Source organism: Curtobacterium sp. Leaf261, from assembly GCF_001422205.1.
Taxonomy (GTDB): Bacteria; Actinomycetota; Actinomycetes; order Actinomycetales; family Microbacteriaceae; genus Curtobacterium.
Map to the genome: position 1 here is coordinate 178,078 of NZ_LMMJ01000001.1, position 20,046 is coordinate 198,123.

Consider the following 20,046-nt stretch of genomic DNA (forward strand, 5'->3'; position numbering starts at 1 on the left):
CGCCCGGATCGATCGGACGTAGCATGTCGCTGAAGCCGGCGGGGCGATGCTGCTCCGCCTCCCGTCGACGGCGATCGGAGAGCGATGAACGAGCCCGGTGCCGTTCGACTCCGCCCGGTGGTCCGGGACTCCTGGCGGCGTTCCTCCGCGCTCGATCCCGACCGGCTCCCGTCGCTCGGGCCGGACGGCGACGCGATCGGCGACGTCCGCGCGGCGCACCCGCTCGCGGCCGTGCTGCCGGTGGTCCGGAAGCTCCTGCTCCGGGACACGGAGGGGTCGGGCCTCCTCGTCGCGATCGGTGACGCCGACGGTCGCCTGCTCTGGGTGGAGGGTGACCACGTGGCTCTCGACGCCGCCGAGCGCATGCGGTTCGTCGCCGGTGCCGACTGGGCCGAGCGGCTCGTCGGCACGAGTGCGCCCGGCACGGCACTGGTGCTCGACCGTGCCGTGCAGATCCGCGGACACGAGCACTGGGCGACCGTCGTCAAGGGCTGGTCCTGCACCGCGGTCCCCATCCACGACACCGACACGGGCCGGGTCCTCGGGGTCCTCGACCTGACCGGTGACGTCCGCGCGGTGGGGGAGCACGCCCTGCCGCTGCTCACCGCGACGGGCGTTGCGATGGAGGCCGAGCTGGCGCTCGAACGGCTCAGACGGGAGGCGCGGCGAACCACCGTCGGGCGACGTCCGGCCCGGTCCGTGGCCGGCTCCCCGACCACCGCCGCCGTCCGTCCCCGCTCCGACCCCGGCCCGCGGTCCGGCATCGCTCCGCGTCCCGTCACCCGCGTCCGACTCCTCGGCATCGACGACGCCGGTGTCGAGGTCGACGGGCGGCACGCGAGGGTCGGCGGCCGGCACTCCGAGATCCTCGCCGTGCTGAGCGCACACCCGGACGGCCTCCCGGCGCGGGCACTCGCGGCCGCGGTGTACGGCGACGAGGACGCGGTCGACACGCTCCGGGCCGAGATCGTCCGACTCCGACACGTCCTCGACGGGGTCGCGCCGGGTCTCGAGCTCGCCTCGCGCCCGTACCGACTGTGCGGACCGGTCGACACGGACGTCGCCGACGTGCTCGCGTCCCTCGGCCGTGGGAACCGACAGGCCGCGATCCGCGCCTACGTCGGGCCGGTCCTGCCCTCGTCGCGCGCACCCGGGGTGGAGGCCGTCCGCGACCGGGTCCGGCGGCGCATCAGCGAGTCGGTGGTCGAGGACGGCTCCGTCGACGCGCTCGTCGCCTGGACCGCGACGGCCTGCGGAGCGGAGGACGTCGCCGCGCTCCGTGCGCTGCTCGCGCTCCTGCCCGCACGGTCGCCGCGCCGGGCCGGGGTCGTCGCGACGCTCGCCGACCTGGGGGAGCCGTGACGGGCCTCCCGGCTGCGCGCTGCTACTCTGGCAGCCGCGCGAGTGTGGTGGAATCGGCAGACACGGGGCACTCAAAATGCTCTGCCTCACGGCGTGCGGGTTCAAGTCCCGCCACTCGTACGAACGGCGTGCGGGACTCCGTCATCCAGGKGTCCCGCCACTCGTACGAACGGCGTGCGGGACTCCGTCATCCAGGGGTCCCGCCACTCCTACGGACGGCGTGCGGGACTCCGGCATCCAGGGGTCCCACCACTGCTGCAGATCAACCGCACGCCGCCCGCACGTGCCACGCATAGTAGAGTTCCGGTGTGAGTGACACTGAAGCAACTACCGCCGCCCCCCGCCGAGTCGTCGTCGCGGAGGACGAGTCGCTCATCCGCCTCGACATCGTCGAGATCCTCCGGGACAACGGCTTCGACGTGGTCGGTGAGGCCGGTGACGGCGAGACCGCCGTCGCACTGGCCACGGACCTCCGTCCCGACCTCGTCATCATGGACGTCAAGATGCCCCAGCTCGACGGCATCTCGGCCGCGGAGCGCCTCTCGAAGAACCACATCGCACCCGTCGTTCTGCTGACCGCGTTCAGCCAGAAGGAGCTCGTGGAGCGGGCGACCGAGGCCGGCGCACTGGCCTACGTCGTCAAGCCGTTCACGCCGAACGACCTGCTGCCCGCGATCGAGATCGCGCTCTCGCGGTACCAGCAGATCATCACCCTCGAAGCCGAGGTCGCCGACCTCGTCGAGCGCTTCGAGACCCGCAAGCTCGTCGACCGCGCCAAGGGCCTGCTCAACGAGAAGATGGGCCTCACCGAGCCCGAGGCCTTCCGCTGGATCCAGAAGGCCTCGATGGACCGCCGGCTCACCATGCACGACGTCGCCAAGGCCATCATCGAGCAGCTCAGCGCCAAGAAGTAGCGCTGCCCGGCCGACTGCCGGCCGAGGTCGAGTCCGCAGAACACGCCGCGTGCCCCTCGGGGACGCGGCGTGTTCCGTTTCCGGACGCTGCCACGCGCGGACTGGAGGGACGGCGCGGTCCCGCACCGTCCCTCCAGTCCGCCAGGCGGTGACGCGGGACGACCGCCGCCTACGCGTCCCGCAGGAAGTTCGTGATCCGCACCGTCGACAGCCGACGGCCCTGGTCGTCGGTCAGGACGATCTCGTGCGTGGCGAGGGTGCGCCCGAGGTGGAGTGCCGTGCACGTCCCGGTGACGGTACCGGTGGTGGCGCTCCGCGAGTGCGATGCGTTCAGCTCGATGCCGACGGCGATGCGCCCGGGACCAGCATGGACGGTCGCGGCCATCGAGCCGAGGCTCTCCGCGAGGACCACGTACGCGCCGCCGTGCAGGATCCCGACCGGCTGGGTGTTGCCCTCGACCGGCATCGTGCCGACGGCACGTTCCGCGCCCATCTCCGTGACGACGATCCCCATCTTCTCGGCGAGGGGGCCGACCCCGCGGAGCTCGAGCCGCTCGGCGCCGGTCGGAGGAGTGGTCGGCTGGGTGTCGGTCACGGGGCTCCTCGGCGGTCGGTCGTTGTCACCTGTCGCTTGTAGTGTGGCGGGGTGTCGGATCCTGAAAAGCCTACCCTTCTGGTCATCGACGGACACTCGCTGGCGTTCCGGGCGTTCTACGCGCTCCCGGTCGACAGCTTCGTGAACCGCGAGGGGCAGCACACCAACGCCATCCACGGCTTCATCTCGATGCTGCTGATGCTCCTCCAGCGCGAGAAGCCGACCCACCTCGCGGTCGCGTTCGACATCTCGCGGTACTCCTTCCGCACGCGCGAGTACGAGGCCTACAAGGGCACCAGGAACGAGACCCCGGCGGAGTTCAAGGGCCAGATCCCGCTCCTGCAGGAGGCCCTGCACGCCATGGGCATCACGACCGTCACGAAAGAGGACTACGAGGCCGACGACATCCTCGCGACGCTGTCCCTGCAGGGTGCGGAGCAGGGGTTCCAGGTGTTCGTCGTCTCCGGTGACCGCGACGCGATCCAGCTCGTCGACGACCGGGTGACGCTCCTGTACCCGTCGGTGCGCGGCGTGTCCGAGCTCACCCGGTACGACCGCGACAAGGTGTTCGAGCGCTACGGCATCGAGCCGCACCAGTACCCGGACGTCGCGGCGCTGGTCGGCGAGACGAGCGACAACCTGATCGGGATCGACAAGGTCGGCGAGAAGACCGCCGTTAAGTGGATCAACCAGTTCGGCTCGCTCGACGCGGTCCTCGAGCACGCCGACGAGATCAAGGGCGTGGTCGGCAACAACCTGCGGGAGCAGAAGGACCGCGCGGTCCTCAACCGGCGGCTGAACCGCCTCGTGCGCGACGTCGAGCTGCCCGTCGGTCCCGCCGACCTCGCGCGACGCCCGGTCGACGAGGACGCCGTCCGCGAACTCTTCGCGAAGCTGCAGTTCCGGACGCTCCTCGACCGCGTCTTCAAGGTCGCGGGCTCCGGCGAGTCCGCGGAGCCGTCCGCCGACGCGCCCGAGCCGACCGGGCCCGCGGCGCCCGGCGTCCGGACCCTCATCGACGAGGAGCTCGGGTTCTGGCTCGACCGGAAGACGGCGGACGACGCCGCCTTCGGGGTCGCGATCGAGACGATCGACGGCCGCCTCAGCGCGATCGGGATCGCCACGCACGACGACACCGTGATGGTCCCGGGCGGCAGCGGCATCAAGGACTACGAGCAGCTCCAGGCGTGGCTCGCCTCCGACGCGCCGAAGCACTTCCACGACGCCAAGGCCGCCGTCCACGCGCTCGGCACCGCCGGGTTCACGGTCGGCGGGATCGCCGGCGACGCCAGGATCATGGGGTGGCTCGCGAACCCCGGCAAGCAGGGCCAACCCCTCGACGACCTCGTGTACGCCGAACTCGGCGAGTCGATGCCGACCGCCGACCCGAACCAGCTCGTGCCGGAGTCCGAGCCGACGACCATCGCGACGGAGGCCTGGTACGTCCTCCGGGTGACGACGGCCCTCCGCGCACGGATCGACCCGAGTTCGCTCGGCGTCCTCGACGACATCGAGCTCCCGCTCGTGCCGGTGCTCGCCGGCATGGAGCGTCTCGGTGTCACGATGGACCACGACGTGCTCGCGGACCTGTCGCACGAGCTCGGTGACCGCGCGGCGGACCTCGCCCAGCAGGCGTTCGCGGAGATCGGGCACGAGGTCAACCTCGGCTCCCCGAAGCAGCTGCAGGAGGTCCTGTTCACCGAGCTCGCGATGCCGAAGACCCGCAAGACCAAGACCGGGTTCTCCACCGACGCCGCGAGCCTCGCCGACCTCCAGGACCAGCACCCGCACCCGTTCCTCGGGCTCCTGCTCCAGCACCGAGACGCCACGAAGCTCCGGCAGATCGTGGACACCCTCGACACCGCGGTGGTCGACGGCCGCGTGCACACCACGTACGAGCAGACCGGCTCGAGCACGGGCCGGATCTCGTCGACCGACCCCAACCTGCAGAACATCCCGGTCAAGACCGCCGTCGGGCGTCGGGTCCGCAGCGCCTTCACGATCCAGGCCCCGTTCACGACCCTGCTGACCGCCGACTACTCGCAGATCGAGATGCGCATCATGGCGCACCTCTCCGGCGACCCGGGGCTCATCGAGGCGTTCAACGCGGGCGAGGACCTGCACCGCTTCGTCGGTGCCCGTGTCTTCGGGGTCGAGCCAGCCGAGGTCAGTCCCGAGATGCGCACCAAGGTGAAGGCGATGTCCTACGGACTCGCCTACGGGCTCAGTGCGTTCGGCCTGTCGAAGCAGCTCCGGATCGACCAGAAGGAGGCCCGCGGACTCATGACGGGGTACTTCGAGCGGTTCGGAGCGGTCCGCGACTACCTCAGGAACGTCGTCGAGCAGGCGCGCGAGGACGGCTACACCGAGACGATCTTCGGCCGACGCCGTCCGTTCGGGGACCTGAAGAGCCCGAACCGTGTGCTCCGCGAGAACGCCGAGCGAGCGGCGCTGAACGCGCCGATCCAGGGCTCAGCCGCCGACATCATCAAGATCGCGATGCTCGGTGTGACGGAGGACCTCCGCGCGGGCGGTCACGAGTCGCACCTGCTGCTCCAGGTGCACGACGAGCTCATCCTCGAGGTCGCTCCGGGCGAGGAGGCCGCGGTCGAGGAGCTCGTCCGTCGCCGGATGGGTGCCGCGGCCGAGCTGACCGTCCCGCTCGACGTGTCGGTCGGCACCGGCCCCAACTGGGAGGTCGCGGCGCACTGACGTGCACCCTGGCCACCCACCGGACGGGAGGGTCGGTGCGGGTGGGTAGGGTCGGGGCATGACCGACGCACGACCAGACCGCACCCCGTCCGACGTCGACGCGATCGCCGAGGGCTGGGTCGCCACCCTCGTCGACCTCGACCCGACGGTCGCCACGTACATCGGCGTGCCCGGACGCACGGGCGAGTGGGGCGACACCTCCCCGGCCGGCGCGGACGCCCTCGCCGAGGCGGCTCGCCGGACCCGCGACGCCCTGGCCGCGACGCCCGCCGTCGACCGCGTCGACGAGGTGACGAAGACCGACCTCGACGCCGAGCTCGAGCTCGTCGTCCTCAGCCACGAACGGCGCCTGCACCTCCGGGACCTCAACGTCATCGCGAGCCCGTCGCAGGACCTCCGGATGGCGCTCGACCTCATGCCCACCGCGACCGTCGACGACTGGACGGACATCGCGTCGAGGCTCGCCACCATGGGCGACGCGCTCGAGGGCTACCGCGAGACCCTGCTGCAGGGCACGCGCGAGGGTGTCGTGCCCGCGGTGCGCCAGGTGGAGGCGGTCGCCGAGCAGTGCCTCCGGAACGGCAAGGACGGCGGGTTCTTCGACGAGCTCGCTTCCGGCGCCGCGCTCGAGGACGGCGGAGCGCTGCCGGAATCGCTCCGCGCGGACCTGACCCGCGGTGCCGAGATGGCCGCCGCCGCCTACCGATCGCTCGGCGAGTTCCTCCGCCACGAGCTGCTGCCGCTCGCCACGCCGGTCGACGCCGTGGGGCGCGAGGCCTACGAGCTGCACTCCCGCCGGTTCCTCGGCGCCGTCGTCGACCTCGATGAGACCTACGAGTGGGGCATCGCCGAGCTCGCGCGGATGAGCGAGGAGCAGGAGCGGATCGCCGACCGCATCGAGTCCGGGGCGTCGGTGGCCCGCGCGATCGAGCTCCTCGACGCCGATCCCGCACGTCGACTCAACGGCACGGACGCGCTCCGGGCCTGGATGCAGGAGACCTCGGACGCCGCGGTCGCGGGTCTCGCCGGCACCGCCTTCGAGGTACCGGACCCGATCCGCCGCCTGGAGTGCCGGATCGCGCCCACGAAGGACGGCGGGATCTACTACACGGGGCCGAGCGACGACTTCTCGCGTCCGGGCCGGATGTGGTGGTCGGTGCCCGAGGGCGTCACCGAGTTCAACACGTGGCGCGAGAAGACCACCGTCTACCACGAGGGCATCCCGGGCCACCACCTGCAGATCAGCCAGGGCGTCTACAACCGCGGGGAGCTGAACACCTGGCGACGGCAGCTGTCCGGCAGCTCGGGGCATGTCGAGGGGTGGGCGCTCTACGCGGAACGCCTCATGGACGAGCTCGGCTACCTGGACGACGACGGCGACCGACTCGGCATGCTCGACGGTCAGCGCATGCGTGCGGCGCGGGTGGTGCTCGACATCGGCGTGCACCTGCAGAAGACCAACCCGGACGGCGGCGGCTGGACGCACGAGTACGCCCTGGGGTTCATGCGCGAGAACGTCAACATGGACGACGCCTTCATCCGGTTCGAGGTCGACCGGTACTTCGGCTGGCCCGGACAGGCCCCGTCCTACAAGGTCGGGCAGCGGGTCTGGGAGTCCATCCGCGACGAGGCAGCGGCGCGTGCGGGGGAGTCCTTCGACCTCAAGCGCTTCCACGCGGAGGCCCTGGCGCTCGGCTCGATCGGGCTCGACACCCTCCGGAAAGCGGTGCTCGGCTGAGTCATTGTGACCGGCCTCGCGAACCCGTTAGACTAGTGCGGCGCAATCCGCGTCGAACATCCCACACCGCCACGGCGAATCCCCGGATCCGGGAGCCATCTCCCCGTCCGTCCCCGTGGCCCGATCAGTGCCCAATGGAGTAATTCCTACATGACAACCACCACGACCAAGGCTCCCAAGCAGGTCGCCATCAACGACATCGGTTCGGCTGATGACTTCCTGGCCGAGGTCGAGAAGACCCTGAAGTTCTTCAACGACGGAGACCTCATCTCCGGCACCGTCGTGAAGATCGACCGCGACGAGGTCCTCCTCGACGTCGGTTACAAGACGGAGGGTGTGATCCCCTCCCGCGAGCTCTCCATCAAGCACGACGTGGACCCCAACGAGGTCGTCCAGGTCGGCGACGAGGTCGAGGCCCTGGTTCTCCAGAAGGAGGACAAGGAAGGTCGGCTGATCCTCTCCAAGAAGCGTGCTCAGTACGAGCGTGCATGGGGAGACGTCGAGAAGATCAAGGAGTCCGACGGCGTCGTGACCGGGACGGTCATCGAGGTCGTCAAGGGCGGTCTCATCGTCGACATCGGTCTCCGTGGCTTCCTCCCGGCATCGCTCATCGAGCTCCGCCGTGTCCGCGACCTCACGCCGTACCTCGGCCAGGAGATCGAGGCGAAGATCCTCGAGCTCGACAAGAACCGCAACAACGTGGTCCTGTCGCGCCGTGCGCTCCTCGAGCAGACGCAGTCCGAGTCCCGGACGACGTTCCTCAACAACCTGCACAAGGGCCAGGTCCGCAAGGGCATCGTCTCGTCGATCGTCAACTTCGGCGCGTTCGTCGACCTCGGCGGCGTCGACGGCCTCGTGCACGTGTCGGAGCTCTCCTGGAAGCACATCGAGCACGCCTCGGAGGTCGTCGAGGTCGGTCAGGAAGTCACCGTCGAGATCCTCGAGGTGGACCTGGACCGCGAGCGTGTCTCGCTGAGCCTCAAGGCGACGCAGGAAGACCCGTGGCAGGTGTTCGCCCGCACGCACGCGATCGGGCAGGTCGCACCGGGCAAGGTCACGAAGCTCGTCCCGTTCGGTGCGTTCGTGCGCGTCGCAGACGGCATCGAGGGCCTCGTGCACATCTCGGAGCTGTCGAACAAGCACGTCGAGCTCGCCGAGCAGGTCGTCGCCGTCGGCGACGAGGTGTTCGTCAAGATCATCGACATCGACCTCGACCGTCGCCGCATCTCGCTCAGCCTCAAGCAGGCGAACGAGGGCGTCGACCCCGAGGGCGACGAGTTCGACCCGGCGCTCTACGGCATGCCGACCGAGTACGACGACAAGGGTGACTACAAGTACCCGGACGGCTTCGACCCGGAGACCAACGAGTGGCGCGAGGGCTTCGAGACCCAGCGCGACGCGTGGGAGAAGGAGTACGCGGCAGCCCAGGCACGCTGGGAGGCCCACAAGAAGCAGGTCGCCGCTTCCCTGGTGGAAGAGGCAGCCGGGTTCGACGCTCCCGCGGCATCGTCGGCATCGCCGGCAGCCGGTGGATCGTCCTTCTCGAGCGAGACCGCTGGCGCCGGCACCCTCGCCGACGACGCGTCCCTCGCAGCGCTCCGCGAGAAGCTCAGCCAGAACTGAGTTCCCCGCACCGACTCGTCGGTGCAGCAGTCCGAACGCCCGGTCCCCTCGTGGGGCCGGGCGTTCGGCGGTTCCGAGCGCGATGCTCGTTAGGCTGGCCGCGTGCGCATCATCGGGTTGACGGGCGGCATCGCCGCGGGCAAGTCCACGGTCTCGCGACGGTGGGCGGAACACGGTGCGGTGATCGTCGACGCCGACCGGCTCGCGCGCGCGGCCGTCGATCCTGGCACCCCCGGTCTCGCGGCGATCGCGGAGCGGTTCGGTCCGAGCGTGATCGCACCCGACGGCGCCCTCGATCGGCCGGCGCTCGGCACCATCGTGTTCTCCGACGCCGATGCACGGGCCGACCTCAACGCGATCACCCATCCCGAGGTCTGGCGCCTCGCGCAGGAGCGGTTCGCGGCCGCCCAGGACGCCGATCCGGACGCCGTCGTCGTCTACGACGTGCCGCTCCTCGCCGAGGCGGCCGAGGGGCGCCCGCTCCGCTTCGACGCGGTGGTGGTAGTGGACGCACCGGCCGCCGTGCGCATCGAACGGCTGGTGGAACATCGTGGGATGGGCCGTCCGGAGGCGGAGCGGCGCATCGGCGCGCAGGCGAGCGACGCCGATCGGCTCGCGCTCGCGGACGAGGTGGTCGACGCCACCGGTTCGCTCGAGGACACCATCCGATCGGCTGATGCGGTCTGGAGGCGCGTCACGGCATCCTGAGGACGTCGACCGGTCGCCGGACGGCCCGGGACACGACCGTGGTCGCGGGACAGCCCGGGACACGGGACACGAGTGTGGGAAAGAGGACGATCCGTGGGGGATTCCCGATCGAGGCGCGTGCGCCCCTGGTCACGACTCGTCGCCGTCGGCGTGCTGTCCGTGCTCGCCATGACGGCCGTGTTCGTGGCGGTGGACGTCAGGACGACCGCCGACGCCGCCGGCCGCGAGCTCCTCGCGAACGGGGCCTCCGTCGCCAGGACCCCGGTGCCGGAACCGACCCACGACCGGCGGCACGGTGCGCACCGGGACCGGGGCGCGCCTCCCGGCTCGGACCCCGACCGCTTCCAGCGGTTCCGGCTGGGGGGCGCGGAGGGCGCCACCCTCCGCCCGAACCGCGACGACCTCGCGGCGCGGAGCGTCGCGAACGGTCCGCTGCTGCTGTTCCTGCCCGCGACACGGGCGCAGCCGTCCGACTACACCGAGTTCCTCTCGGCGGCCACGGCGTCCGGCTACCACGTGATCGGTCTCGACTACTGGAACCTCGGACGGACGCTGTCGCGGACCTGCGGGGGACATCCGCACTGCTACACCGCGGTCCAGCGGAACCGGTTCGACGGCACTGCTGCCTCCAGGCACTCGCGGGTCGACCCGGCCGGGTCGATCGTCAACCGGCTCCGCTCGGCCGTACGCCACCTCGACGCTGCGGACCCCGCGGGCGGGTGGGGTCGGTTCGTGCAGGGTGGCCGTGTGCAGTGGCAGGACATCGTCGTCGCCGGGCACTCACAGGGCGGCAGCGAGGCGGCGTACATCGGGCACATCCGGAGCGTGCAGGGGGTGCTGATGTTCGGAGCCCCGGCGGTGTCGCGGGGACAGTCGCACGCGTCGTGGCTCGACCGGCCCGGCCGGACCCCGACCTCGCGGTTCTACGCCCTGGCGCACGTCCACGACGAACTCGGGCGGTTCATCCGGCCGTCGTGGCGATCGCTCGCGCTCGAGGGTGCTCGCCGGCCGTTCGTCACCCGTTCCGGCACGCCGATCACCGATCCGCACGTGATCGAGACCACGGTGCCGGTCCCGTTCGGACGCCGCGCGCACTCGATCGTCGTCAGCGACGGCACCCCGAGGGACGCGGCGGGGAACCCGGTGCTGCTGCCGGTGTGGGAGTGGATGCTCGGGCGGTTCGCGGTGCCGCTCGTGCACCCGGAGCCGGCCACGGACGAGTAGCTGGCCGGAAGCCGGCGCCCAGCGTCCTCACGGCGGACGGCCGCCCATCCTGAGAGCCGCGGACGGTCCCTCACGGAGCCTGCCCGTGTCCGCTGGATAGCCTGACCTCGTGCGATCCGTCCTGCCGAGGTTCCTCCGCGTCCCGCTCGCGGTGGTCGTCGTCCTCGCGATCATCATCGCGGTGTTCGTCGCGGTCGATCGGCGCCAGGACGCCCACGATCCGGCCGCCGCGCGGTCGTCGGCGCCGTCCGGGGCACTCGGACACGTGCCGGTCCCGGACGTCGACCGCGACTTCACGCGGTTCCGCATCGGAGCGATCGACGGCAACCGGCTGACCCCGAACAAGACCGACTTCGCCGCGCGGACGGTCGACGACGGCCCGCTGATGCTCTTCCTGCCCGCGACCAGGGCCAAGCCCGCCGACTACCAGCTCTTCCTGTCGACGGCGACGGCCGCCGGCTACCACGTGCTCGGTCTCGACTACTGGAACCTCGGGACGACGCTCTCCGGCACGTGCGAGGCGGACCCCCGGTGCTACTCCGAGGTGCAGCGGAACCGCTTCGACGGGACCGACTCGTCGCGGTACAGCGACGTCGGACCCGTCGGTTCGATCACGTCGCGCTTCCGGGACGCGATCGCACACCTGTCCACAGCGGACCCCGCGGGTGGCTGGTCGCGCTTCGTCGCGCCGGACGGTGCGATCCAGTGGTCGGACATCGTCGTCGCGGGCCACTCCCAGGGCGGGGGCGAGGCGGCCTACATCTCCCACATCCGGCCGGTGCTCGGTGCGCTGATGTTCTCGTCGCCCGTGGAGTCGGACGGGTCCTTCCACGCCGCGTGGATGGACCACCCGGGCGTGACGCCGACGTCGAGGATGTACTCCCTCGACGACGTCCGCGACGTCTTCGGTCCGCGGATCCGCGGATCCTGGAGGGTGCTCGGGCTCGACGGACCGCACGGCCCCTACATGACGACGACCACCGCCCCGCCCGCCGATCGGACGACACATGCGATCCTGACGCGGCTCGACGTCGGCGACCCCGACCAGTCGCACTCGCTGACGATCGACGACTCGACCCCGCTCGCGGCGAACGGGTCCCCGAGGATGCTCCCGCTCTGGGAGTGGATGCTCCGGCGGTTCCCCCTCCCGGACGTCCACCAGGGCGAGGGAGCCGCGGATCCGTCGACCACTCCTGCTCCCACACCATCCGCCGGGTCATAGGAATCAGCAATACGATGATCCCGTGCAGCACGATGCCGAACGCCCCGCGGTGACCGAAGCCGTCTCGGACGACGAGTCCCTGATCGAACTCGTCCGGCGTCGGGGCGACACGTCGCCGGACCACCCGTTCCTCGAAGACGCCCGATCCGACCGTGCACTGACCTACGGCGGGTTCGCCGATGCCGTGAGCACGTGGACGTCCACCTTCGACGCGCTCGACATCGCCCCGTCGGGCGGCGTGCTCGTCGACGTCGGCGACCCCCTGTCGTTCGCGGTCGTGCACGTCGCGGCGCTGGCCTCCGGTCGACGGTCGATCCCGGTCGACACGGGTCAGCCCGTCTCCGAGCCCGCTCGACTCGCGGAACTCCTGCGGGGCGCATCGCTCGTCGTGTCCGACCGGGACGAGGACGCCACCATCGACGGGGTGCCCGCGGCGCGCATCGATCCGGCGTCGTTCGCGGTCGTCGGCCTCCGCGGCGGCTCGGTGCCGCCGAGCAACCCGGACGCCCTGGACACCGGATCGGTCGTGCTCTTCACCTCCGGGTCCACCGGGACCCCGAAGGGTGTCGAGCTGCCGGAGCCCCAGCTCATGTTCGTCGCCAGGGCCGTGGCGGACCACAACGCGATGACCGATCGGGACCGCGGCTTCAACTCCCTCCCGCTCTTCCACGTCAACGCCGAGGTGGTCGGCGTCCTGAGCACGCTCGTCGCCGGAGCGACCCTGGTGCTCGACCGACGGTTCCGTCGGACGGGGTTCTGGGAGCTCCTCGCCGAACGACGCATCACCTGGCTGAACGCCGTCCCCGCGGTGCTCGCGGTCCTCGCCAAGACCGGACCGCTCGATCTGCCCGCCGGCCTCCGGTTCGTCCGGAGCGCGTCCGCGCCCCTGCCGGACCCGGTCCGAGAGGCCCTCGGCGACACCCCGCTCGTGATCAGCTGGGGGATGACCGAGGGCGCGAGCCAGATCACCGCGACCCCGCTCGGCGCATCGCCCCGTGCCGGCTCCGTCGGGGTCCCGGTCGGGTCGGAGGTCGAGGTCCGTGGCGACGACGGCGCGGTCCTTCCCCCCGGCGAGGTCGGGGCACTCTGGATCCGGGGCCAGGGCATCGTGCACCGGTACCTGTTCGGTCGCGCCTCGGACCGTTTCGACGACGGGGGCTGGCTCAGCACCGGTGACCTCGGCTCGGTGTCCGAGGACGGCTGGGTGTCACTCGCCGGTCGGTCGGACGACGTGATCAACCGCGGCGGCGAGAAGGTCTACCCGTCCGAGGTCGAGGACGTCCTGCTCGGGGACGCCCGCGTGCTCGAGGCCGTCGTCGTGGGACGGCCGGACCCGATCCTGGGACACGTCCCGATCGCCTACGTCATCGCCCAGCCGGGTGACGAGGACATCGACGCCGATGCCTTCACCGCGGAGCTCGCCGACCGTTGCGTCGCGCACCTCACCCGGTTCCGTCGCCCGGTCGAGATCATCATGGTGCCGGACCTGCCCCGGGCACCGACCGGCAAGGTGCAGCGCGCCAGGGTGCGTGCGATGGCGACCACCGACTGACCCGTCGACCGGAACGCGGCCCGCTGCCGGACGTGGCCCGCTGCCGGACGCGACACCGGGCGCACGTGCCGCGCCGTTCCTCCAGTCCGACGGTCACCGCCACATGGCGGACGCGGCCCGCTCATCGGATCCTGCCGTAGCCTTGGGCGGTGCAGCAGCCCGTCCACACCCCGCCGTCGACCGGCGCCCCCGTGACCACGCCGACCATGCGGAACGGTCGTCCGCGGCACCTCTACGAGGTCGACGTCCTCCGGATCCTGACCTTCGCGTGCGTCATCGGGGTGCACACGACGTCGCACACGACGGCGCCTGACAACCACTTCTACTTCGCGGCGCTCGCGCTGCTGCACTTCACGCGGCTCGTCTTCTTCTCGCTCACGGCGTTCGTGCTCGTGTACAGCTACACGCTCCGACCGCGGCCGATGTCCGAGTTCTGGCCGAAACGGTTCCTGCTCGTCGGCGTGCCGTACCTCGCGTGGTCGTTCGTCTACGTCCTGTCCGCGTGGCTCATCAGCTCGACCACCCGTGGCGACGTCCCGACCCTCGTCACCACGTTCGCGCACGGTGTCGTGTCCGGTACATCCTGGTACCACCTGTACTTCCTGCTCGTGACGATGCAGGTCTACCTGCTGCTGCCGGCGATCATGTGGCTCGTCCGGAAGACCCGCGGGCACCACTGGACGCTGGTGTTCGTGGCGCTGGCGGTCAACCTCGCCGTGTACTCCGTCTACAAGTACAACTACGACGCGTTCGGCGGCTTCCACGGCTACACGAAGCAGTTCTTCTTCATGTACGTGTTCTTCATCGTGTCCGGGGCGGTCGCGGCCGACCACGCCGAGGCGTTCCTCACCTGGGTCCGTGTCAAGCGCCGCCTCATCGGCTGGATCGTCCTGGCCACGGCACTCGCGACCCTGCTCGTCTGGTGGCTGCAGATCGTCGTGCGGGGTGACTCGCTCTACGCCGCCGGGACGCCGAACCAGCCGATCCAGGTCATCTGGAGCACGGTCGTCGGGCTCGGGTTCCTCGCGCTCGGAGCGGGGTGGGCCGATCGTCGGGACCCGGACAGCCGCCTCGCCAAGATCATCGACTACGGCTCGGACCGGTCGTTCGGCATCTTCCTGAGCCACCCGTTCGTCATCTGGATCCTGCTCTACGGGGATAGCTGGATGGAGCGGCACGTCCCACAGCCCTGGCTCACGCCCGTCATGTACGTGCTCGTCGTGATCGGTGCCGTGGCGGTCACCGAGCTCTTCCGCTGGACGCCGCTCAGCGTGCCGCTCACGGGTCGGCCCTCGCTCGGATCGCGGAAGGCCCGTGCCGCGCGTCGCGCGAAGGCGGCCGCTGCCGGCGCTGCGGCCGCGTCGGCCGGCACCGCGTCCGTCGCGACGGCCGGGTCGGCCGGTACCGCGTCCGTCGCGACGGCCGGTACCGCGTCCGGACTGGAGGCGCGACCCGCGTCCGCAGACCAGCCGTCGGTCGGCGACGTGGCCGGTTCCGGCACCGTCGCGGGGCCCTCGGACGCAGCTCCCGATGCCGATGTCGCTGGTGGAGCCGCAGACGCGGTGCCGCCGACGGGTGAGCCCCTCGAACCGGACGATGCCCTCGTGGGGGAGACCGACGACGTCGGGAAGCCCTACCCGCGTTCCTGAGGGGCACCGTGCATCCAGGCGGCACCCTGGGTTGCTCCGTCCGGCTGCGGTCAGAACGCCCGGTTCGGGACAGCCGGCCCGGGAACGAGTCCGTCCTGGTGTCCCGAACCGGTGGGTGCGACCGGGGTGCGGCGCTCAGTGCGTCGTCTGCTCCGCCTTCGGGATGCCGACCTCGAGGACACCGTCGGTGACGGTCAGGCGCTTGGGCTTCATGAACCACGCGACCACCGCGGCGGCACCGAGGAGCACGCAGGACAGGGCGAAGGGCAGTTGCCACCCCGAGGCGTCGATGAGCAGACCGAAGATGATCGGCGAGAGCACGCCGGCGATGCCGAACCCGGTGTTCATGAAGCCCGACGCCGTACCGGACCACTGCGGTGCGACGTCCATCGGGATCGCCCAGAGGTTCGCGTTGCAGAGTTCGAGGAAGAAGAACGACAGCGCGAGCGAGATCGCCGCGACCAGGAGTCCCTGACCGATCACGAGGGGGATCAGGCAGACCAGCGACCCGCCGAGACCCACCACGAGGATGATCCGACGTGCGTGCCGCGAGTCGCCCCCGCGGTGGATGATCCGGTCGCTGAGCATCCCACCGACGGTGTCCCCGACGACCCCGGCGAGCAGGATCAGCGTGGTGAAGAGCGCGAAGCTGCCGATGGGGAGCTTGTACGTGTCGCTGAGGAACGTCGGGAGCCAGGTGAGGAACACCCAGAGGGTCCAGCCGTAGCCGAAGTCGACGAAGGTGACGGGGAGGATCTGCTTCGCCAGCGGCCACCACGGCACCGGCGGGCGGGTCGCGCGCGTCTCCACCGGCGGGAGCTCAGCGATCTCTTCGGCCTGGATACCGGGGTAGGTCTCGGGCTTGTCGCGGAAGAAGAAGAACCAGCAGATGCCCCAGGCGATCGAGAGGATCGCGGTCGTGAAGAACGCCCAGCGCCACTCACCGCTCCAGGCGATGACGCCCGCGACGAGCAGCGGTGCGAGGGCGTTGCCGAGGCGGGCCGCGGAGTGCACGACGCCCTGCGCGAAGCCGTTCCGGTCGCGGGGGATCCACCGGCTCATCGCCTGGGTCGCCGTCGGGAACGCCGCCGCCTCACCGAGACCGAGGAGGACCCGGGCCGCGAACAGCGACCAGAAGCCCACGGCGAACCCGGTGAGGAGCGTGGCGACGCCCATCACCATCGTGATGACGAACAGGGCCCGACGAGGTCCGACCTTCTCGCCCACGAGACCGCCGAAGACCTGCAGGAACGCGTAGGGGATCGAGAACGCCGCGATGATCACACCGGCGGTCGCGTCGTTGAACCCGAACTCCGCCTTGATGTGCGGCAGCGCGGTGGAGATGTTGGTCCGGTCGATGTACGAGATGGCGTACATGACACAGAGCATGATGAGCACGCGGCCGCGGACTCGGCCACGGAGCGGGGTGGCAGCCCGGGGCGGGGCAGCGGGAGCGGGAGCAGTGGTCATGGGGTCCTCGGGACTCGGGGAAGGGTGATCGAGGTCGCTGCTCGACCTGAGAGCTGGTCGAGGCTATCGAGCTTTCCTATCAGCCAACTCAGAGCTCGATGGGGCCACGATACGCCCTCGGCGAGCAGCCCTCGCGCTGTCAGTGGCCACGCCTACAGTTGACGCATGGAACCGACCCGCGCCGTCCGCCCGTTCGAGGTGATCAGCGAGTACTCGCCGAGCGGTGACCAGCCCGCCGCGATCGCCGAGCTCGCGGGCCGCATCAACGCCGGCGAGACCGATGTCGTGCTCCTCGGCGCCACCGGGACCGGCAAGTCCGCCACGACCGCCTGGCTCATCGAGCAGGTGCAGCGGCCGACCCTCGTGCTCGCGCACAACAAGACCCTCGCCGCGCAGCTGGCGAACGAGTTCCGGAGCCTGCTCCCGAACAACGCGGTGGAGTACTTCGTCTCCTACTACGACTACTACCAGCCCGAGGCCTACGTCCCGCAGACGGACACGTTCATCGAGAAGGACTCGTCGGTCAACGCCGAGGTCGAGCGCCTCCGCCACTCCACGACCAACTCGCTGCTGAGCCGGCGGGACACCGTGGTGGTGTCGACGGTGTCCTGCATCTACGGCCTCGGGACGCCAGAGCAGTACATGAACGCCATGGTCGCGCTCCAGGTCGGCGGCACGATCTCCCGCGACCAGCTCGTCCGCAAGTTCGTCGCCATGCAGTACCAGCGCAACGACGTCGACTTCGCACGCGGCACGTTCCGCGTCCGGGGCGACACCATCGAGATCATCCCGATGTACGAGGAGCACGCGATCCGCATCGAGATGTTCGGTGACGAGATCGAAGGCCTCAGCTCACTCCACCCGCTCACCGGGTCCGTCATCGAGAACCTCGATGCCGTCTCGGTGTTCCCGGCCTCGCACTACGTCGCTGCGACGGACGTCATGCACCGTGCCATCGAGACGATCAAGGTCGAACTCGCCGAGCGGCTCGCCGAGCTCGACGGCCAGGGCAAGCTCCTCGAGTCGCAGCGCCTCCGGATGCGCACGACCTACGACATCGAGATGATGGAGCAGATCGGGTTCTGCAACGGCATCGAGAACTACTCGCGGCACATCGACCAGCGCGCTCCCGGCGAGGCCCCGCACTGCCTCATCGACTACTTCGCGGACGACTTCCTGGTCGTCATCGACGAGTCGCACGTCACGGTGCCGCAGATCGGGGCCATGTACGAGGGCGACGCCTCCCGCAAGCGCACCCTCGTCGAGCACGGCTTCCGGCTCCCGAGCGCACTCGACAACCGACCGCTGACGTGGGAGGAGTTCCTCGGGCGTGTCGGACAGAAGGTCTACCTGTCGGCGACCCCGGGCCGGTACGAGCTCGGCGTCACCGACAGCGTGGTCGAACAGATCATCCGGCCCACCGGACTCGTCGATCCGCAGATCGTGGTCAAGCCGAGCGACGGCCAGATCGACGACCTCCTCGAAGAGATCAAGATCCGAGCGGAGCGGAACGAGCGCGTCCTCGTCACGACGCTCACCAAGCGGATGGCCGAGGAGCTCACGGACTTCCTCGGGAACGCCGGCGTCCGGGTGCGTTACCTGCACTCCGACGTCGACACCCTGAAGCGCGTCGAGCTGCTGACCGAACTCCGCCAGGGCGTCTACGACGTCCTCATCGGCATCAACCTGCTCCGCGAGGGCCTCGACCTCCCCGAGGTCTCGCTCGTCTCCATCCTCGACGCCGACAAAGAGGGGTTCCTGCGCTCCTCGACGTCGCTCATCCAGACGATCGGTCGTGCAGCCCGCAACGTCAGCGGCGAGGTGCACATGTACGCGGACAAGATCACCGACTCGATGCGTCAGGCGCTCGACGAGACCGATCGCCGTCGTGAGAAGCAGGTGGCGTACAACCTCGAGCGAGGGATCGATCCGCAGCCGCTCCGCAAGAAGATCGCGGACATCACCGAGATCCTGGCGAGAGAGGGCGAGGACACCCGCGAACTCCTCGAACGCCGCGGTGCCGGGGACAAGAAGCGTTCGCCCACACCGAACCTGCGTCGCGAGGGCATCGCCGGTGAGGGCGCGACGCAGCTCGAGTCGATGATCGGGGACCTGACGGACCAGATGCTGCAGGCATCGGCGGAGCTCAAGTTCGAGCTCGCGGCACGGCTCCGCGACGAGGTCCAGGACCTCAAGAAGTCACTGCGACAGATGGAGTCGGCCGGCCATGTCCGCTGAGTCGCACCGCACGGTGGTCGTCACCGGGGCGAGTGCCGGGCTCGGGTACTTCGCGTCCGAGCAGCTCGCGGCCGCCGGCCACCGCGTCGTGCTCGCCACGCGCAACCCGACCAAAGCCCAGGCCGCCGACCGGAGCATCAGGGCGGTCGTTCCCGATGCGGACCTCGAGCACCTGCACATCGACCTCGCCGACCTCGACAGCGTGCGCGCCGCCGCCGACGCCCTCGCGGACCTCGGACCGGTCCACGCGGTGCTGAACAACGCCGGTGTCGTCGGCTCGGGCTCGCCGCAGACCACCGCGCAGGGCATCGAGCTGCAGTTCGGCACGAACCACATCGGGCACTTCGCCTGGACCGCTCGGATCCTCCCGCTCCTCGAGGCGACGGGCGGACGCGTGGTGCACCTCGGCAGCATCAGCCATCGCTGGGCGTGGCTCGACCAGGCGCGTCCCGAGCGGGCGCAGCCCTACGTCAACTACCTGCAGTACGCCAGGAGCAAGCTCGCCGTGATGCTCTTCGGGTTCGAGCTCGCGGAGCGCCTCGCCGACGCCGGTTCCCGTGTGTCGAGCGTCGTCGCTCATCCGGGCTTCTCGCTCGACACGCTCGCGCCGGCCCGTCCCGGAGTGCTCGCGACCACGCCGACCCCGGGATGGGTCCGAGCGGGCGAGCATCTCTGGGCGCAGGGCAAGGACGCGGGCGCCACCCCGCTCGTCCATGCCGCGGTCGGAGCCGGGGTCCGGTCGGGGGAGTACTGGGGTCCCGACGGGTGGATGCAACTCCGTGGGACGCCCGCGGTGGTGCCCGCGAAACCGCGCGCCCACGATCGGAACGTGGCCGCGCACCTGTGGACGGCGAGCGAGCGGCTGAGCGGCGTGCCGCTCGACCTCGGCACGCGCGGCTGACGGCCGAGCCACCGACCCGTCCTCGCGCGTCCGCTCCGGACTGGAGGCCCGTGGCGGCGGTGATCCGTGCCTCCCGTCCGCCACTGGCGAACCGACCACCCGGCCGGATGTCGGCGGCGATCCGTAGACTCCTCGGTG

At 70.5% G+C, this 20,046-nt stretch carries 14 protein-coding genes and 1 tRNA gene; 13 read left to right on the forward strand and 2 right to left on the reverse strand.

Annotated elements, in window-relative coordinates; all coding sequences use genetic code 11:
- Nucleotides 1-84 precede the first annotated feature (84 nt).
- The 3 genes from ASF23_RS18925 to ASF23_RS00780 all read left to right on the forward strand — a co-directional run bounded on the left by ASF23_RS18925 (nt 85) and on the right by ASF23_RS00780 (nt 2,276).
- Nucleotides 85-1,362, forward strand: coding sequence for a GAF domain-containing protein (locus ASF23_RS18925; protein ID WP_055947599.1), 1,278 nt, complete (start codon nt 85-87; stop codon nt 1,360-1,362).
- Between the two features lie 38 nt (nt 1,363-1,400).
- Nucleotides 1,401-1,482, forward strand: a tRNA-Leu gene (locus tag ASF23_RS00775).
- Between the two features lie 188 nt (nt 1,483-1,670).
- Nucleotides 1,671-2,276, forward strand: a complete 606-nt coding sequence (locus tag ASF23_RS00780) for an ANTAR domain-containing response regulator (protein ID WP_055947602.1) — start codon at nt 1,671-1,673, stop codon at nt 2,274-2,276.
- A gap of 169 nt (nt 2,277-2,445) precedes the next feature.
- Here the strand turns inward: ASF23_RS00780 and ASF23_RS00785 are convergent, their stop codons facing one another.
- On the reverse strand, nt 2,446-2,871 hold the full coding sequence (locus ASF23_RS00785; protein WP_055947605.1) for a hotdog fold thioesterase: 426 nt from the start codon (nt 2,869-2,871) through the stop codon (nt 2,446-2,448).
- Between the two features lie 51 nt (nt 2,872-2,922).
- Here ASF23_RS00785 and polA point away from each other — a divergent pair, with 51 nt between their 5' ends.
- The 8 genes from polA to ASF23_RS00825 all read left to right on the forward strand — a co-directional run bounded on the left by polA (nt 2,923) and on the right by ASF23_RS00825 (nt 15,299).
- A complete protein-coding gene (gene polA, locus ASF23_RS00790) occupies nt 2,923-5,583 on the forward strand; it encodes a DNA polymerase I (protein WP_055947608.1) in 2,661 nt (886 codons plus the stop codon).
- Between the two features lie 58 nt (nt 5,584-5,641).
- The gene (locus ASF23_RS00795; protein WP_055947610.1) at nt 5,642-7,321 is read left to right on the forward strand and encodes a DUF885 domain-containing protein; all 1,680 of its coding nucleotides are present in this window, start codon (nt 5,642-5,644) and stop codon (nt 7,319-7,321) included.
- A gap of 150 nt (nt 7,322-7,471) precedes the next feature.
- The gene (rpsA, locus tag ASF23_RS00800; protein ID WP_055947612.1) at nt 7,472-8,944 is read left to right on the forward strand and encodes a 30S ribosomal protein S1; all 1,473 of its coding nucleotides are present in this window, start codon (nt 7,472-7,474) and stop codon (nt 8,942-8,944) included.
- A 102-nt stretch (nt 8,945-9,046) separates the two neighbouring features.
- On the forward strand, nt 9,047-9,652 hold the full coding sequence (gene coaE / locus ASF23_RS00805) for a dephospho-CoA kinase (RefSeq protein ID WP_055947614.1): 606 nt from the start codon (nt 9,047-9,049) through the stop codon (nt 9,650-9,652).
- Between the two features lie 93 nt (nt 9,653-9,745).
- Nucleotides 9,746-10,876, forward strand: a complete 1,131-nt coding sequence (locus ASF23_RS00810; RefSeq protein ID WP_156364029.1) for a BPSS1187 family protein — start codon at nt 9,746-9,748, stop codon at nt 10,874-10,876.
- A 109-nt stretch (nt 10,877-10,985) separates the two neighbouring features.
- Nucleotides 10,986-12,098, forward strand: a complete 1,113-nt coding sequence (locus ASF23_RS00815; protein ID WP_055947621.1) for a BPSS1187 family protein — start codon at nt 10,986-10,988, stop codon at nt 12,096-12,098.
- A 22-nt stretch (nt 12,099-12,120) separates the two neighbouring features.
- The gene (locus ASF23_RS00820; protein ID WP_055947622.1) at nt 12,121-13,650 is read left to right on the forward strand and encodes a class I adenylate-forming enzyme family protein; all 1,530 of its coding nucleotides are present in this window, start codon (nt 12,121-12,123) and stop codon (nt 13,648-13,650) included.
- 149 nt (nt 13,651-13,799) lie between these two features.
- On the forward strand, nt 13,800-15,299 hold the full coding sequence (locus tag ASF23_RS00825; protein ID WP_055947625.1) for an acyltransferase: 1,500 nt from the start codon (nt 13,800-13,802) through the stop codon (nt 15,297-15,299).
- A 135-nt stretch (nt 15,300-15,434) separates the two neighbouring features.
- On the opposite strand, the gene ASF23_RS00830 is transcribed toward ASF23_RS00825, so the two are convergent.
- Nucleotides 15,435-16,769, reverse strand: coding sequence for an MFS transporter (locus ASF23_RS00830; protein WP_055947627.1), 1,335 nt, complete (start codon nt 16,767-16,769; stop codon nt 15,435-15,437).
- A gap of 165 nt (nt 16,770-16,934) precedes the next feature.
- On the opposite strand from ASF23_RS00830, the gene uvrB reads away from it, so the two are divergent.
- Together uvrB and ASF23_RS00840 are read left to right on the forward strand one after the other, a co-directional pair.
- On the forward strand, nt 16,935-19,007 hold the full coding sequence (uvrB, locus tag ASF23_RS00835) for an excinuclease ABC subunit UvrB (protein WP_055947630.1): 2,073 nt from the start codon (nt 16,935-16,937) through the stop codon (nt 19,005-19,007).
- Entirely contained in the window at nt 18,997-19,908 is a 912-nt protein-coding gene (locus ASF23_RS00840; RefSeq protein ID WP_055947633.1) for an SDR family NAD(P)-dependent oxidoreductase, read from the forward strand. The genes uvrB and ASF23_RS00840 overlap by 11 nt, the downstream gene beginning before the upstream one ends.
- Nucleotides 19,909-20,046: the final 138 nt, after the last annotated feature.